The 13,822-nt window shown below is 40.1% G+C and carries 10 protein-coding genes and 4 tRNA genes; 9 read left to right on the top strand and 5 right to left on the bottom strand.

The window, feature by feature from the left end:
- The first annotated feature begins 200 nt into the window (after nucleotides 1-200).
- The 8 genes from H7R46_RS01475 to H7R46_RS01440 all read left to right on the top strand — a co-directional run bounded on the left by H7R46_RS01475 (nucleotide 201) and on the right by H7R46_RS01440 (nucleotide 5,291).
- Nucleotides 201-500, top strand: a complete 300-nt coding sequence (locus tag H7R46_RS01475) for a hypothetical protein (RefSeq protein ID WP_002116889.1) — start codon at nucleotides 201-203, stop codon at nucleotides 498-500.
- Nucleotides 501-617: 117 nt separating this feature from the next.
- Complete coding sequence (gene gltX, locus H7R46_RS01470; RefSeq protein ID WP_005067056.1) at nucleotides 618-2,126, top strand: glutamate--tRNA ligase; 1,509 nt, start codon at nucleotides 618-620, stop codon at nucleotides 2,124-2,126.
- Between the two features lie 57 nt (nucleotides 2,127-2,183).
- Nucleotides 2,184-2,259, top strand: a tRNA-Ala gene (locus H7R46_RS01465).
- A gap of 25 nt (nucleotides 2,260-2,284) precedes the next feature.
- A tRNA-Glu gene (locus H7R46_RS01460) sits at nucleotides 2,285-2,360 on the top strand.
- A gap of 128 nt (nucleotides 2,361-2,488) precedes the next feature.
- Nucleotides 2,489-3,910: an amino acid permease gene (locus H7R46_RS01455; RefSeq protein WP_005067053.1), complete on the top strand. Its 1,422-nt coding sequence runs from the start codon at nucleotides 2,489-2,491 to the stop codon at nucleotides 3,908-3,910.
- Nucleotides 3,911-4,030: 120 nt separating this feature from the next.
- Nucleotides 4,031-4,930 carry a hypothetical protein gene (locus tag H7R46_RS01450; RefSeq protein ID WP_005067051.1) on the top strand — a complete coding sequence of 300 codons (900 nt, stop codon included), beginning with the start codon at nucleotides 4,031-4,033 and terminating at the stop codon, nucleotides 4,928-4,930.
- A 121-nt stretch (nucleotides 4,931-5,051) separates the two neighbouring features.
- Nucleotides 5,052-5,127 (top strand) — tRNA-Glu (locus H7R46_RS01445).
- A gap of 88 nt (nucleotides 5,128-5,215) precedes the next feature.
- Nucleotides 5,216-5,291: transfer RNA gene (locus H7R46_RS01440), tRNA-Glu, on the top strand.
- A gap of 91 nt (nucleotides 5,292-5,382) precedes the next feature.
- Here H7R46_RS01440 and H7R46_RS01435 read toward each other — a convergent pair.
- Nucleotides 5,383-6,330, bottom strand: coding sequence for a hypothetical protein (locus H7R46_RS01435; protein ID WP_086260806.1), 948 nt, complete (start codon nucleotides 6,328-6,330; stop codon nucleotides 5,383-5,385).
- Nucleotides 6,331-6,604: 274 nt separating this feature from the next.
- Here H7R46_RS01435 and H7R46_RS01430 point away from each other — a divergent pair, with 274 nt between their 5' ends.
- Entirely contained in the window at nucleotides 6,605-6,943 is a 339-nt protein-coding gene (locus tag H7R46_RS01430) for a hypothetical protein (protein WP_002117013.1), read from the top strand.
- A 19-nt stretch (nucleotides 6,944-6,962) separates the two neighbouring features.
- Here the strand turns inward: H7R46_RS01430 and H7R46_RS01425 are convergent, their stop codons facing one another.
- From H7R46_RS01425 to H7R46_RS01410, 4 genes are all read right to left on the bottom strand, one after another.
- Complete coding sequence (locus tag H7R46_RS01425; protein ID WP_005067046.1) at nucleotides 6,963-7,919, bottom strand: cation diffusion facilitator family transporter; 957 nt, start codon at nucleotides 7,917-7,919, stop codon at nucleotides 6,963-6,965.
- Nucleotides 7,920-8,051: 132 nt separating this feature from the next.
- Entirely contained in the window at nucleotides 8,052-11,210 is a 3,159-nt protein-coding gene (locus H7R46_RS01420; RefSeq protein ID WP_005067044.1) for an efflux RND transporter permease subunit, read from the bottom strand.
- Entirely contained in the window at nucleotides 11,200-12,408 is a 1,209-nt protein-coding gene (locus H7R46_RS01415) for an efflux RND transporter periplasmic adaptor subunit (RefSeq protein WP_086260805.1), read from the bottom strand. The genes H7R46_RS01420 and H7R46_RS01415 overlap by 11 nt, the downstream gene beginning before the upstream one ends.
- Nucleotides 12,408-13,817: a TolC family protein gene (locus H7R46_RS01410; protein WP_005067042.1), complete on the bottom strand. Its 1,410-nt coding sequence runs from the start codon at nucleotides 13,815-13,817 to the stop codon at nucleotides 12,408-12,410. Before H7R46_RS01410 ends, H7R46_RS01415 begins: the two co-directional genes overlap by 1 nt.
- Between the last annotated feature and the right edge of the window lie 5 nt (nucleotides 13,818-13,822).

Below are 13,822 nucleotides of genomic sequence, written 5' to 3'. Positions count from 1 at the left end.
TTAAATAATGAAGCGTAAAGGATACATATGGTCTACATTTGAGTCGACCAGTTTAAAATATAGGTAAATTTTGTAAAAAGTGTGACACAGTTCCACTTTTTTATTAATATTTATGTTTAAATCGTAGCATTACCGTAATTTTACATTTTGTTAAACTCAAAAAATAGATGAAATGTAATGAACAGAGGGGATGATTAACAATGAAAATTCATTATGGAAAAGCTTTAAGCTTAAGTTTGGTGCTGAGTTTGGCATCACAGTTTTCTGCAGCAGCAGTACTTAAAGATACTCCAAGCAAAACTGGTTCAGAGAAACAGACTTCGCTTATTGAAAAAGCTTTAGATCAGCAGAAACGTAACCCTATTGTGTTACCTTCTACAAATGATGAGCTTAAAGTTCTAAATACGATTCGCGTTACACCAACTCAAAATTTTCTTGCTGCACAACACGAACGTTTTTCACGTTTTGTTCAGGCAATCTTTCAGCCCCATGCTTCTTAAAATCTGAAACACCCCCCTCTTCGTTTCAGTTTTAGCCCAGACTGACGTTAAATAAAACGTCAGAATACTGGGCTTTTTCGTTATAATAGTTTCAATTTTTATTCTGACCCATTATCTATGAAAGTTCGTACTCGTATTGCACCTTCCCCTACTGGTTTTCCTCATGTGGGCACAGCCTATATTGCTTTATTTAACATGTGTTTTGCGAAACAACATGGCGGAGAATTTATTTTAAGGATTGAAGATACAGACCAACTTCGTTCTACACCAGAGTCTGAAAAAATGATTTTGGATTCATTACGTTGGTTAGGTTTGAATTGGTCTGAAGGTCCAGATGTAGGTGGCCCACATGCACCATATCGCCAATCTGAACGTATGGGAATTTATAAGCAATACGCATTAGAACTTGTTGAAAAAGGTCATGCTTTTTACTGTTTCGCAACAGCAGAAGAACTTGACCAAATGCGTGTTGAACAACAAGCACGTGGCGAAACACCAAAATATGACGGCCGCGGTTTAAAACTTTCTCAAGAAGAAGTGACTCGACGTCTTGAAGCGGGTGAACCTCATGTCATTCGTATGAAAGTGCCTGAAGAAGGTGTTTGTAAATTTAACGACTTGCTACGTGGAGAAGTTGAAATTCCTTGGGCTCAAGTCGATATGCAAGTCCTTCTTAAAACAGATGGCTTACCTACTTACCACTTGGCTAACGTTGTTGATGACCATTTAATGGAAATCACTCATGTATTGCGTGGTGAAGAATGGCTTCCATCTGCACCGAAGCATCAGTTGCTTTACCAATATTTTGGTTGGGAAATGCCAACTCTTTGCCACATGCCATTGTTGCGTAACCCAGATAAATCAAAACTATCTAAACGCAAAAACCCGACATCAATTAACTACTACCGCGATATCGGTGTATTACCAGAAGCCTTACTCAACTATTTAGGCCGCATGGGTTGGTCAATGCCGGATGAAAGAGAAGTTTTCACATTACAAGATATGATGGATAACTTTGATATTCAACGCGTATCACTAGGTGGACCAATTTTTGACGTTGAAAAATTGAACTGGCTTAACGGTCAGTGGATCAAAGGGTTAACTCCAGGTCAACTATTAGACCGTTTATTAACATGGAAGAGTGATCGCAACACTTTAGAAGACATTGCTGCCGCTATTCAACCACGTATTAATTTACTTTCAGAAGCTGTGAATTGGGCTGGTTTCTATTTTAACCATATGCCACAAATTACTGCTGAAATGTTTGAAAGTAAAAAATTGACTCAAGAGCAAGTTCGTCAAAGTTTACAATTTGCAATTTGGCGTCTTGAAGGTCAGTTTACTTGGAATAATGACACCGTTAGCCAAACCCTAATGGATCTTGCGAATCAGATGGGCATTAAACTACGTGATTTCATGCCAGCGTTCTTTATCGCAATTGCCGGTTCAACGAGTTCAACACCAGTGATGCAATCAATGGTTACGCTTGGGCCTGATTTAACTTTCGCTCGCTTACGTCATGCCTTAGAAATTGTGGGCGGACCGAGCAAGAAAGAAGTTAAAAATTGGGAAAAACTCAATGAGAGCTTAAAATTGCCGAAAAATGACGCAACTAGCGAAGTTTAATTCATTTTTTTGTTGACGTGTGAGCGCATTCACCCTAAGATTGCGCTCACACAAACTGGGGTCATAGCTCAGTTGGTAGAGCGCTACAATGGCATTGTAGAGGTCAGCGGTTCGATCCCGCTTGACTCCACCACGCTCCTTTGTGTTTGCCTCATCAAGTCCCTATCGTCTAGAGGCCTAGGACATCGCCCTTTCACGGCGGTAACCGGGGTTCGAATCCCCGTAGGGACGCCATATTCTGCTTTAAAAATTATAAAAAGACTCTATCGTCACCTTACTGTTTATTCTTTATCTCTTTCTAGATTGCACATTTGTCTATTTTATCTAAAATAGCGTCTTTCTTAATTCTCTCAATGTGTAATATGCAGCCATCTGACAATCAACTAGATGCTCATCAGCATCAGAACAGTACTGCACCTTTAAAAAGAGCCATGAGCACTCGCCATCTTGTGATGTTATCACTGGGCGGAGCGATCGGAACTGGTCTATTTTTAGGTTCAGGGGAAGTCATTTCACAAACTGGAGCTATTGGCGCAATTATTGCCTATATTCTTGGTGGCGCGATCGCTTACATGGTCATGCTCTGCCTAGGAGAACTCGCTGTACACATGCCTGTTTCAGGTTCTTTTGGTGCCTATGCCAAAAAATATATCAGTCCAAGTACTGGCTATATGATTTCTTGGATGTACTGGCTCACATGGACTGCAACGCTTGGAACCGAATTCACTGCCGCAGCCCTACTCATGCAAGAATGGTTTCCACAGATTTCTATGTGGATTTGGACAATTATTTTTGCAGTTACTATCTTTGGCTTAAATATTAGTTCAACGCGTATTTTTGCTGAATCTGAGTTTTGGCTGGCTCTTGTTAAAGTCGTTACTGTCATTGCCTTTATTGTGCTCGGCCTATTAGCAATTTTTGGTTTAATTCCATTCCATGGTGCCCAGACTGCTCCACTATTTAGCAATCTTACGGCTCAAGGCTGGTTCCCTCATGGTTTAATTCCTATTTTTACGACCATGTTAATTGTTAACTTTGCTTTCTCAGGAACCGAATTAATTGGTGTAGCAGCTGGCGAAACAAAAGATCCGGCTCAAAATGTACCAAAAGCGATTAATGCCGCGATCTGGCGCCTCCTTATTTTCTTTGTGGGTACCATCATTGTCATTAGCGCCTTACTTCCTTTCCAACTTGCAGGTTTAGGCGGTGACGGTGTAAGTAGCAGTCCTTTTGTGACGGTATTTAATTATATTGGCATTCCATATGCGGATGACATTATTAGGTTTGTAATTATCACAGCTCTGCTTTCAGCAGCCAATTCTGGCCTATATGCAGCTTCACGTATGATGTGGTCTCTGTCAGAACAAAAATTACTACCTAGTGTGTTTGCGACTTTATCAAAAAGTGGAACGCCAATCGTAGCTCTAGTTGTAACTATGTTCGGTGCAATTCCAGGTTTATTATCAGAGCAATTTGCACCTGAGACTATTTTTAAGAATCTGCTGGGTGTAGCTGCTTTTACCATGGTCATCGTATGGATGAGCATTTGTTTAAGTCAGTTCAATTTCCGCCGCCAATGGTATAGATCAGGTCATACAGTTAAAGACTTACAATATGCTGCGCCTTTATTCCCTATTGTGCCAATTTTAGGTTTTGTTTTCTGTTTCATTACTTGCTTGAGTATGGCAGCAGACCCTGAAATGCGCGCTGGTTTTGTAGGCTGTCTTATTTTTACAGCTTTATGTTATGTCAGTTATTTTATTTTTTATCGTAATAAAGACTAAACCAGTCGTTATTCAATTAAAGTGTAGCAAAAAGCTACACTTTTTTTTGCCTATATACTGGTTTTAAACAACATACCGTTGTAGATTAAAATTTATATTAAAAACAAAATCTTGTATAGAATGAAAATTATATTTATCCACGGGATGAATCAACAAAACTACACAGCACATCGCTTGAAAGAGCATTGGTTAAAAGTATTCAAGCTCGGCCTGAAACAAATGCCTTGCAAAGTTAATGTCCGCGATCTTCATATTCACATGCCATTTTATGGCGACTTAATGACCAAATACCAATTAAGTAACCAATTAGACCTTAACACGTTATTACCTAAATCATTTTTTAATAATTATTTCCCTATTAACGTACACCCAAGTAATCCTCCTACTAGAGAGCACACTCCATTTGTTCCGTTGTTACGTCCCTCAACCGATCAAACTGATAAAAGCTTCTCAGAACGGCTTTATCTCACTTCTCAATTAGTTAAAGATCGTGTACTGAAAGAACTAGTTGTTTTATTAAATAACTTTCCTAAACTGCATGAAAGTTTGATTCAACAATTCCTCATCGAAACCTATATGTATCTATCTAATCCAGAGTTTATGGAGGAAGTACATCAAAGAATTTTAAAGAAAATGCGAGAAGAAGAAGATTATGTTGTGGTTGGACACTCTCTCGGTTCAGTTATTGCTTTTCAATTATTATCTGATCCCTCTTGTCACTTTTCGGTTAAACGCTTTGTCACCTTAGCTTCTCCTTTATCTTTTCGCGTAATTCAAAGTAAGCTCCCGAGTCCAATTTCTAGACCGCCATGTATTTACGGTGATTGGTTTAATTTTTACTCTCAGGATGATTTTTTGACTGCATTTCCATTGTGTGAAGCCCCATTTAATTTTGAACCTGCCATTATTAATCAGAAAATTTATACTTTCGCCAACCAACCTCATGAGATTTTAGGGTATCTACAACATCCGTCGGTCATAAAGGCAATTATTGAGCCTTTTCAGAAAAATGAGGGCTAAATGTATATATTTTCTACAATTTGAGTTATTTTTAATCGCTTGACTGTTTTTTTTAATATTTCTTCAGAAAACTATTTGACACTTTTATTAAATCGACCTAATATACGCCCACCTCTGAAACGTCCCTATCGTCTAGAGGCCTAGGACATCGCCCTTTCACGGCGGTAACCGGGGTTCGAATCCCCGTAGGGACGCCACTAAATTCGAGGAAAAGCAAAGATTAATTATCTTTGCCGAGAATTTAGGCAAGCAGTTTACTGCGCGCAGGTAACTAGCCTCATATAAGTCCCTATCGTCTAGAGGCCTAGGACATCGCCCTTTCACGGCGGTAACCGGGGTTCGAATCCCCGTAGGGACGCCAAATTCTAAAAAGCCACTGCATAACGTCAGTGGCTTTTTTCTTGCCTAAAAAATAAAAAGCCAATCAATGATTAGCTTTTTTATATACTCTATCAACCCGCAATTCCCACTTGTACTTCAAGGCGACCTGACTGCACTCGTAGTCCTCTAATTTCAAACTGATCGACTAACTGCTGCACAAGCTCGCGACTTTCTCTCAAAATATTCAAGCCCGGTAAAATACTAAAATCAGTCAAACTTAAAAGCTTTTCAACCATCCATGAACGGTTGTTAATAAAGTCAATAAATCCTGCTTGCTCTAGGTCAATAAACCACATGCGGTGGCCATCGCGTTGGATTCCGGGAATATCACCAATCAAATGATTAATAAGTGATGGAATAGGCAACATATTTACCACTTCGAAACCAACTCGACCAATACGGCGCACAGCCCAATTTGACAAGGTGCCGCCATGTCGAATCTGAACATCAAGACTTTCATCCATTTGTCGCAAGCGTAAGAATTTTTCCTGCCCAATACGGCATTCCAATACTTTAAAATCTAAACTTAAACGATACATGAAGCGATGATAATGCCCATCGATCTCGACTTGGAAACTGTCATTGCCGCATTTAATTTTAATATCATCAATTTCGGAGCGATCAATGCGCTTAAGAATTTGATTATTTAATAACATTTCGGGTAAGTACAACGTTAAGGTACTTTTGCCCAAAAAAGTTCGCGCCATAATCAACGCGACTTGGCGTGCTGTTTCACTGGTTTCAGACACCATATCTCTTACCGTGCCTGCTGCCAGATTTGTCATTCCGACAACTCCACGTCGTGTATGAGTAGTTACTTGATCGAGTGCGTCCAAAGCAGCATCAGCAACCTCTGCAATATTACGTGTCGTGTCGCTAGCAAACCCAACTGCATCTTGGGCATGTTGCAATGTCTTATGCAGTAATCGACGAGATAATGACGGTTTAGCGGTATCTGGAGTAGCTAAAACCGATGCTGTCGTTGTAGGCTGCGACTTATTGTCATCTTGTTGACCCAAGTCCCTCTCTCCTTTTTATATTTATCCCACATCCTATTCGAGTATTTAAGCTCATTTATTGTGCTAATCACACTTCATTTTTCTGTAGATTAGCATGCTCTACAATATTATTTTAATTTTTATGTGTACGGATAAATCATCTGTTTTTTTATATTTCTTTGTTTATTCATAAGTAATTTTTCTGCTAACTCAACGCATTTCATCGATATCTTACAAATTTTTTTCTTTCTGCACATTTCCGTTAGAATAGATTCAAACTAAATGTGGAGTTCTCATGCAATATCGTTGCCCTAAATGTCAAAGTGTTAAAATTATGCCTGTGAGCCAAGGCGTGAACAGCGCAAAACCTGTCGTTCCTAAAAGTCTGGTTATCTTGATTCCTGCAATTTTTGTGCTTTTACTGTTAGTAGTCATTAGCATCTTTATGTGGATTTTTGGCAATGGTGCAGGTAGTTCTCTTCAAATTGCAACAGTAGTTGCATTTGTGGTTACTGTAGGGGCAGGTTTTATGTTCTGGCGTGATTTGCCTGATTTTAAATTGTCTATGCAAGCATTTATGCAGTCACAAAAACACTGGAAATGCCGTGACTGCAATAACGAATGGGAAATTTAAAAAAACTGTTCACATCAGCTTAATGCTGATGTGAATGTGCATTGTCTGCATCATCATGTTTGTGCGAAGCATGCTGAGCAATATGCTGACAATTGATCTCGGCATCGTCCTCAATTTGCAATGTCACTTCACCAATACCATGTTCATGAGAAAGCATTTCAACAGCATCTTGATACAACTTGGTACGGTCAGCTTCAGGCGCAAATAAGTGCACGGTTAAATGGATATTTTTAGAAGTAATCGCCCACACTTTGAGTTGGTGAATACTCTCAACACCATTTAAAGAAAGTAAATCCGCACGTAGCTTCTCAATATCGACCTCTTCGGGTACACCTTCGAGCAAAATGTTAATACTTTGCTTAAGTAAAACCCATGTTCTTGGCAGCACCCAAAATCCAATCAGTACCGCAATAAGCGTGTCAATCCAGTACCAATTAGTGAAGTAAATAATAATTGCACCAATAATAACGCCTACCGAACCTAGTGCATCACTCAATACTTCTAGATAAGCACCTTTCACATTTAGGCTGTTATTGGCACTCGACATCAGGATTTTCATTGAGATGAGGTTAATTACCAAACCAATAGTCGCTACCACCAACATTCCCACACTTTGAATTTCAGGTGGCTTAGAGAATCGGATATAGGCTTCATATAAAATATAAATTGCCACCACGAACAGCATGAGTGCATTAAATAAAGCGGCCAGAATTTCAAAGCGTTGATAACCAAAAGTACGCTTATTATCAGCGGGACGTTTTGAAATCTGAATTGCGACCAGAGCAATTGCCAAAGCAGCTGCATCTGTAAACATATGCGCAGCGTCAGAGAGCAACGCCAGACTTTGTGTGATTAAACCTGCAATAACCTCAACAATTAAAAATGTCGTAGTAAGCGCCAAGGCAATCGTTAATTTCTTGGCATTACCTTCAGTCACTACAGCATGACTATGGTCATGACCATGTTGTCCACCCATTTTGCGGACTCCTTATTATTTATCTTTATGGTGAGGTAAAAGTAACCATGAATTCATGTTTACCTTTACCTGTTTCAAATACTTTTCTGACTCAAACTTTTTCATCAAAAAAGATATCTCAAATCGATGACATTATGAATGCTCAACTTTATTCGTCTTGCTTTCATTCATCCATCGATAAATGACTGGCAATAAAACCAGCGTTAGTATCGTAGATGAAATAATGCCACCGATTACTACCGTTGCCAAAGGTCGTTGTACCTCTGCACCAGTTCCAGTTGCTAAAGCCATTGGAATAAAACCAAGTGAAGCAACAAATGCCGTCATTAATACAGGGCGTAGTCGCAGTACAGCACCTTTCCAAGTAGCTGCATGAACATCTAGGGTTGCTCTTAGCTCTTTAATGAATGTGAGCATGACCAAACCATTCAATACCGCAACACCTGATAAAGCGATAAACCCGACTCCAGCAGACATAGAAAGCGGAATATCTCTCAGCCACAAAGCGACTAATCCACCAGATAAAGCGAAAGGAACTCCGCTAAATACAAGTAAGCTGTCTTTAAAGTTACTAAATACCGCCATCAGCAACACAAAGATCATGATGAGCGCCATCGGTACGACGATTTGCATTCTTGCAGTGGCAGAAGCAAGGTTTTCAAATTGTCCTCCATAACCCAACCAATAACCGCTAGGTAGCTTTTGCTGCGCCAGTTTGCTTTGCATCTCTTGTACAAAAGACCCAAGGTCACGATCACGTACATTTGCTGTCACAATCACTCGGCGCTTACCATTTTCACGGCTCACTTGAGCAAGCCCCAGAATATTCTCAACCTTGGCAACGTCTTGTAACTGGATCAGACCACCGTTTGGTAAGCGAATCGGTAATTGTGCTAGCTGCTGAGGCGTACGCATGTCTTCCTGCAAACGAATCACAAAATCGAAACGTCTATCACCCTGTAAAATTTGACCTACACTCTGTCCTCCAATACTCGCAGCGACAATATCCTGAATAGACTTGACTGATAATCCATATTGAGCAGCCAGAGCATGATCAACATCTACATTCAGTAATGGTAAACCATCAGTCTGTTCAACTTTGACTTCACTGGCACCTGGAATGCTACGTAGCTGTTGGGCTATTTTTTCCGCTTCCTGATTGAGGACTTGCATATCATCCCCAAAAACTTTCACCCCGATATCACTACGTACACCTGAAATGAGTTCATTAAAACGTAGTTCAATCGGTTGCGAGAATTCACTGTTATTACCAGGAATCTGATTCACGAATTGCAGCATTCTGGTACGCAATTCATCTATCGTTTCTTTAGGGTTTGGCCATTGATCGTGTGGTTTTAATAGAACAATACCATCGGAAATATTAGGAGGCATGACATCAGTAGCAACCTCGGCTGTTCCTGTTCTTGCAAAAATGGCTTTAATTTCGGGAAAAGCTTTCAGTAACTGCTTTTCCACATTCTCCTGAATCTTAAGTGACTCTTCTATGCCTGTGCTCGGTGCACGCATGAGTTGTAGTGCAAAATCACCCTCACTGAGTTGAGGTGCGAACTCACTCCCCACTCTTGTTGCAATAGCACTTGTCAAAATCAAGATGCTGACCGCTGCTGTGACAACAACATATCGAAAGGCATATGCTTTATCGAGTAAGCCTGCATAACCTTTTTTCAGTGTCATCATCCAGCGGCTTTCTTTTTCCTTCACCTCACCTGTAACAAACAAAGCGACAGCTGCCGGTACAAAGGTCACGGATAAAATAATCGCTCCCAATAACGCTAAAACGACGGTCATTGCCATAGGGTGGAACATTTTTGCTTCTACGCCCGCTAAAGCAAAAATTGGTAGGTACACGACCATAATGATGATCTGACCAAATATTAATGGTCGGCGTGCTTGTTTAGCCGCTAGAAAGACCTCAGTGAAACGTTCGGAACGTGTTAATAAGCGACCTTTTAAATGCTGCGCTTCAGCTAAACGCCGAATACAGTTTTCAACAATAACAACGGCCCCATCAACAATGATCCCGAAGTCCAAAGCGCCTAAACTCATCAGGTTGGCACTGATTTTTTGTTCCGCCATACCTGTTAAGGTAAAAAGCATTGCCAATGGGATAATACAAGCAGTGATTAAAGCGGCGCGAAAGTTTCCTAAAAAAATAAAAAGGATAACGATGACTAAAATCGCCCCTTCAATCAAATTTTTAGCTACTGTTTTAATCGCTTTATCTACGAGGCTACTACGATCATAGACTGTTTCAATCACCACGCCCTGAGGGAGTGATCTTTGAATTTCCTGAACTTTATCGTCAATCGCCTTAGCAATAGTTTTACTGTTTTCACCCATCATCATCATGGCGATACCTAAAACAGTTTCCTGTCCATTATAGGTAGCACCACCTGTACGCAAATCATGACCAATCGATACTGACGCTACATCGGCAACCCGTATAGGTAAACCGTTTTTAGTGGCGACCGTAACATTCTGGATATCTTGTATCGATGTCAGCATACCCGGAACACGAACTGTGAGTTGCTGGCCATTCTCTTCAATAAATCCGGCACCACGGTTTTCATTATTATTTTGAAGCGCATCTTGTAAATCAGTGAGTGGAATTTGCAACTGTTGTAACCGTGTCAGATCTGGAGAGACCACGTAGGTTTTGTTATATCCTCCAATGCTATTAACCTCGGCTACCCCTTGTACACGTTGTAACTGGGGCCGAATAATCCAGTCCTGAATTTCACGCAGGTCCATCGCGCTATAGGCTGAACCATCTGCTTTTTTAGCATTTGGCTCTGCTTTTACCACCCATTGATAAATCTCACCGAGTCCAGTCGAAATTGGAGACATTTGCGGATCAATGCTATCTGGTAAAGCACTCTTAGCTTCTTGTAAACGCTGGTTAATCAGCTGTCTTGCCCAGTAAATGTCTGTGCCATCTTTAAAGATAATCGTGACCTGAGAAAGGCCATATCTGGAAATTGAACGAGTCTGTTCCAGATTGGGAATACCAGACATGGCATTTTCAATCGGATAAGTAATTCTTTGCTCAACTTCAGGTGCTGTAAAACCATTGGCCTGACTATTGATCTGCACCTGTACATTGGTGATATCAGGCACGGCATCAATTGAAAGTTTTTGGTAGCTATAAAGTCCGACACCAATCCAAGCAATAACAAACATCATGACCCAAATGGCGTTGTTAATTGAAAACTGAATGATCCGATCAAACAAACCTTCAGCCTCTGGCAAATCAGGTTTATTAATGTCCATGCTCAGCCTCCCCTTTTTCAAGTTCGGACTTAAGCAAGAAACTACCTTGAGTCACATATTGCTGTTTTTCAGTAATTCCTGATTTAACTTCTACCCATTGTGCATCTGAAGAATAATTGCCTAACTCAACGGCAACAGGGGCAAAATGAATTTTGTCCTTCTCCTGTTTTGCAATAAAGACGACATTCTTTCCATCCATCTGTTGTATCGCTGTCTTGTTAACCCGTAATACAGTCGCTGCATTATTTTGTTTCAGTAACACATTGACCATTAAGTTAGGGCGTAATTCTTTTGAAGGTGTCAGTACCTTGGCACGAACCTGTAAACGACCAGTTTGAGTATCTGCTTCTGAAGTTAGGCTTTGCACCTGCGCTTTAAAAATATTGTTCGTTTGCAACGATTTAAATTCAATTTCCTGATTAGGCTGAATATTGGTATTTGCACTTGGTAGCACAAACTCGACCCATAACTGATCCAGGCGATCAATAACAAATAATTGTTTTTCAGGACCAATTTGCTCACCAATGACAATATCTTTATTACTGATTACACCACTTAAAGGTGCTGTTAAAACATATCGGCCTTTACTTGAGCGATTCGCTCCCAATGCAGATAAACGGCTATTTGCAGCTTGTACCTGAATTTGCGCTTGACGATATGCATTGTAAGCGCGCTGGTAATCTTGATGTGCTGAAACCCCTTGTTCCCACAATTGTTTTTCACGTTGATAATCTTGCTGGGCTAATGTCAGTGTTTCTTGCGCCATGCTTAAGTTAGCTTGTTGATCGACCAAATCAGGTACAAATAAAGTCGCAAGCGCCTGACCCTTTTCAACTTGTTGTCCCAGTGCAACATTTACACTATCTACACGCGCAGAAAAAGTTGAAGAGACATGTGCTTGCTGGTCTGTATTTACAACAAGTTTGGCAGGATACGAAAGATTTTGCTCAACTTCTCCACGTCCTACTTGCTCTAACTTCACTCCATATTCAACCAGTTGCTTAGAAGTCAGGTTTAAACTGCCTTCCTCTTTTTCAGATTCTTCATGACCAGCTTCACCCTCTGCATGCGCTTCTTCACCTTCATCAGTATTAGGCTGTTTTTTTCCAGAGAAAAATAACCAAGTACTTAAAGCAAGGCAGACAATCAGCAGCAAAATAGCAATAAGCCATTGGTTTTTCATTTTTTTAACTGACATTACTCTGCCCCTCCAACTATCGGCAAATTATAGGTGTCTTGCCATAAATTTTGATTAATTTGATTTAATGCATCTCCAGACATCACCATATTTGGATCGATCCCGAGAGCTAAACTTTCTGCCTCAATTGCTTTTTGCCAAGCAGATTTAAGGAGTTGAACTTTCTTCAAACGTTGTTCTTGTAATTGAAGGGTAGATTGCTGAACATCGGTAATTGCAAATTTACCGACTTTAAAGCCAAGCAGCATTTTCTCTTGTACCGTCTCTGATAAAGGGATTTGCTGCTCATTCATTAAATTATATTGCTGCTTTAAACCCGCTAACTCGTACTGTAGAGTACGAATAGAATTCTCGCTTTGCTTTTTATAAAAGCTTTGCTGCTGGTCAATTAAATCGAGTTTGCTTTGTGCAACTCTTAGGGCATATTGCTGGCGATTAAAAATGTTTAAAGGAACCGCTATACCTACTCGGATCTGATTTTCGGTACTGCTCGTTTCTGCGGTTTTACTACGAACCACGCCCATATTTACAGTAGGCGTAGGCCGATTTTTTGCCTTTAAATAATTAATTTCAGAATTTTGTTGCATTGCTTGAAGCCGCAGGGACTGTTCTAACAAATTCTGTTTTAAGTATTGATCGATATCACCTTCATTTTTTAAAGGCCACGCACTTTTTATATCTGGACGTAACGTGAAGTTATCTTCTGTCTCACCCCATAAGTTAGCCAATTTTCTTTTAGCACTACTCAGTGATAATTCAACTTCCTGATATAAACGCTGATTTTCAACATGCGTCATGAGAGTTCGATCTAAATCAACCTGAGCAATACTGCCTGCCTGAAAGCGTAAGCGGGTAGCATCAAGAAGATTTTTACTCGTTCTTAACTGGGCTTTAGCAACTTCATGTTCAAGCTCTAAAATAGATACTTGTGACCATAAATATTTTACCGCCAGCTTCAGTTGAGCCTGATATAAAACCTGATTTAACTCAACTTGATTTTGCTGAACACTTGCCAGTTTTTTTGCTGCAGAACGTACACCAAAAATATCTAGTTTTTGCGAGATCCCAAGTTCTAATTCCTGATCTTTTCCAGATTTAAAACCCGTTTGCTGTACAGAAACCGTCGGATTTTCCCATAGCTGGCTCTGTTTGATATTGCTCGCGGCGATATCTTGTTGAGTTTGCCAAATTCCTGTTTGAGTCTGAAACTGCTTAACCTGATCGAGCACCTGTTCAAACGTTAAAACATTCTGTACACGCTGTGGTTGTGTATTCTCAGCAAGGTTCTGATTTGAACTGGCTGCGTTTGTTACGACACCAGTTGAAAGTGCAACAGCAACAACTAATGATTTAAATACCCAAGATGTACTCAGACTAACGAAACTTTTTTCGTATAAAAAAATAGACATAAAAT

It is taken from the genome of Acinetobacter sp. BEC1-S18-ESBL-01, assembly GCF_014169935.1.
GTDB lineage: Bacteria > Pseudomonadota > Gammaproteobacteria > Pseudomonadales > Moraxellaceae > Acinetobacter > Acinetobacter pittii.
Note: the sequence above shows the minus strand (reverse complement) of the source record. Positions and strands in the feature narration are given on the sequence as shown.

Excerpts from the sequence above, each read along its gene's own strand:
- H7R46_RS01475 (WP_002116889.1), top strand. The coding sequence starts at position 201 with ATGAAAATTCATTATGGAAAAGCTTTAAGCTTAAGTTTGGTGCTGAGT.
- gltX (WP_005067056.1), top strand. The coding sequence starts at position 618 with ATGAAAGTTCGTACTCGTATTGCACCTTCCCCTACTGGTTTTCCTCAT.
- H7R46_RS01455 (WP_005067053.1), top strand. The coding sequence starts at position 2,489 with ATGCAGCCATCTGACAATCAACTAGATGCTCATCAGCATCAGAACAGT.
- H7R46_RS01450 (WP_005067051.1), top strand. The coding sequence starts at position 4,031 with ATGAAAATTATATTTATCCACGGGATGAATCAACAAAACTACACAGCA.
- H7R46_RS01430 (WP_002117013.1), top strand. The coding sequence starts at position 6,605 with ATGCAATATCGTTGCCCTAAATGTCAAAGTGTTAAAATTATGCCTGTG.
- H7R46_RS01425 (WP_005067046.1), bottom strand. The coding sequence starts at position 7,919 with ATGGGTGGACAACATGGTCATGACCATAGTCATGCTGTAGTGACTGAA.
- H7R46_RS01420 (WP_005067044.1), bottom strand. The coding sequence starts at position 11,210 with ATGGACATTAATAAACCTGATTTGCCAGAGGCTGAAGGTTTGTTTGAT.
- H7R46_RS01415 (WP_086260805.1), bottom strand. The coding sequence starts at position 12,408 with ATGTCAGTTAAAAAAATGAAAAACCAATGGCTTATTGCTATTTTGCTG.
- H7R46_RS01410 (WP_005067042.1), bottom strand. The coding sequence starts at position 13,817 with ATGTCTATTTTTTTATACGAAAAAAGTTTCGTTAGTCTGAGTACATCT.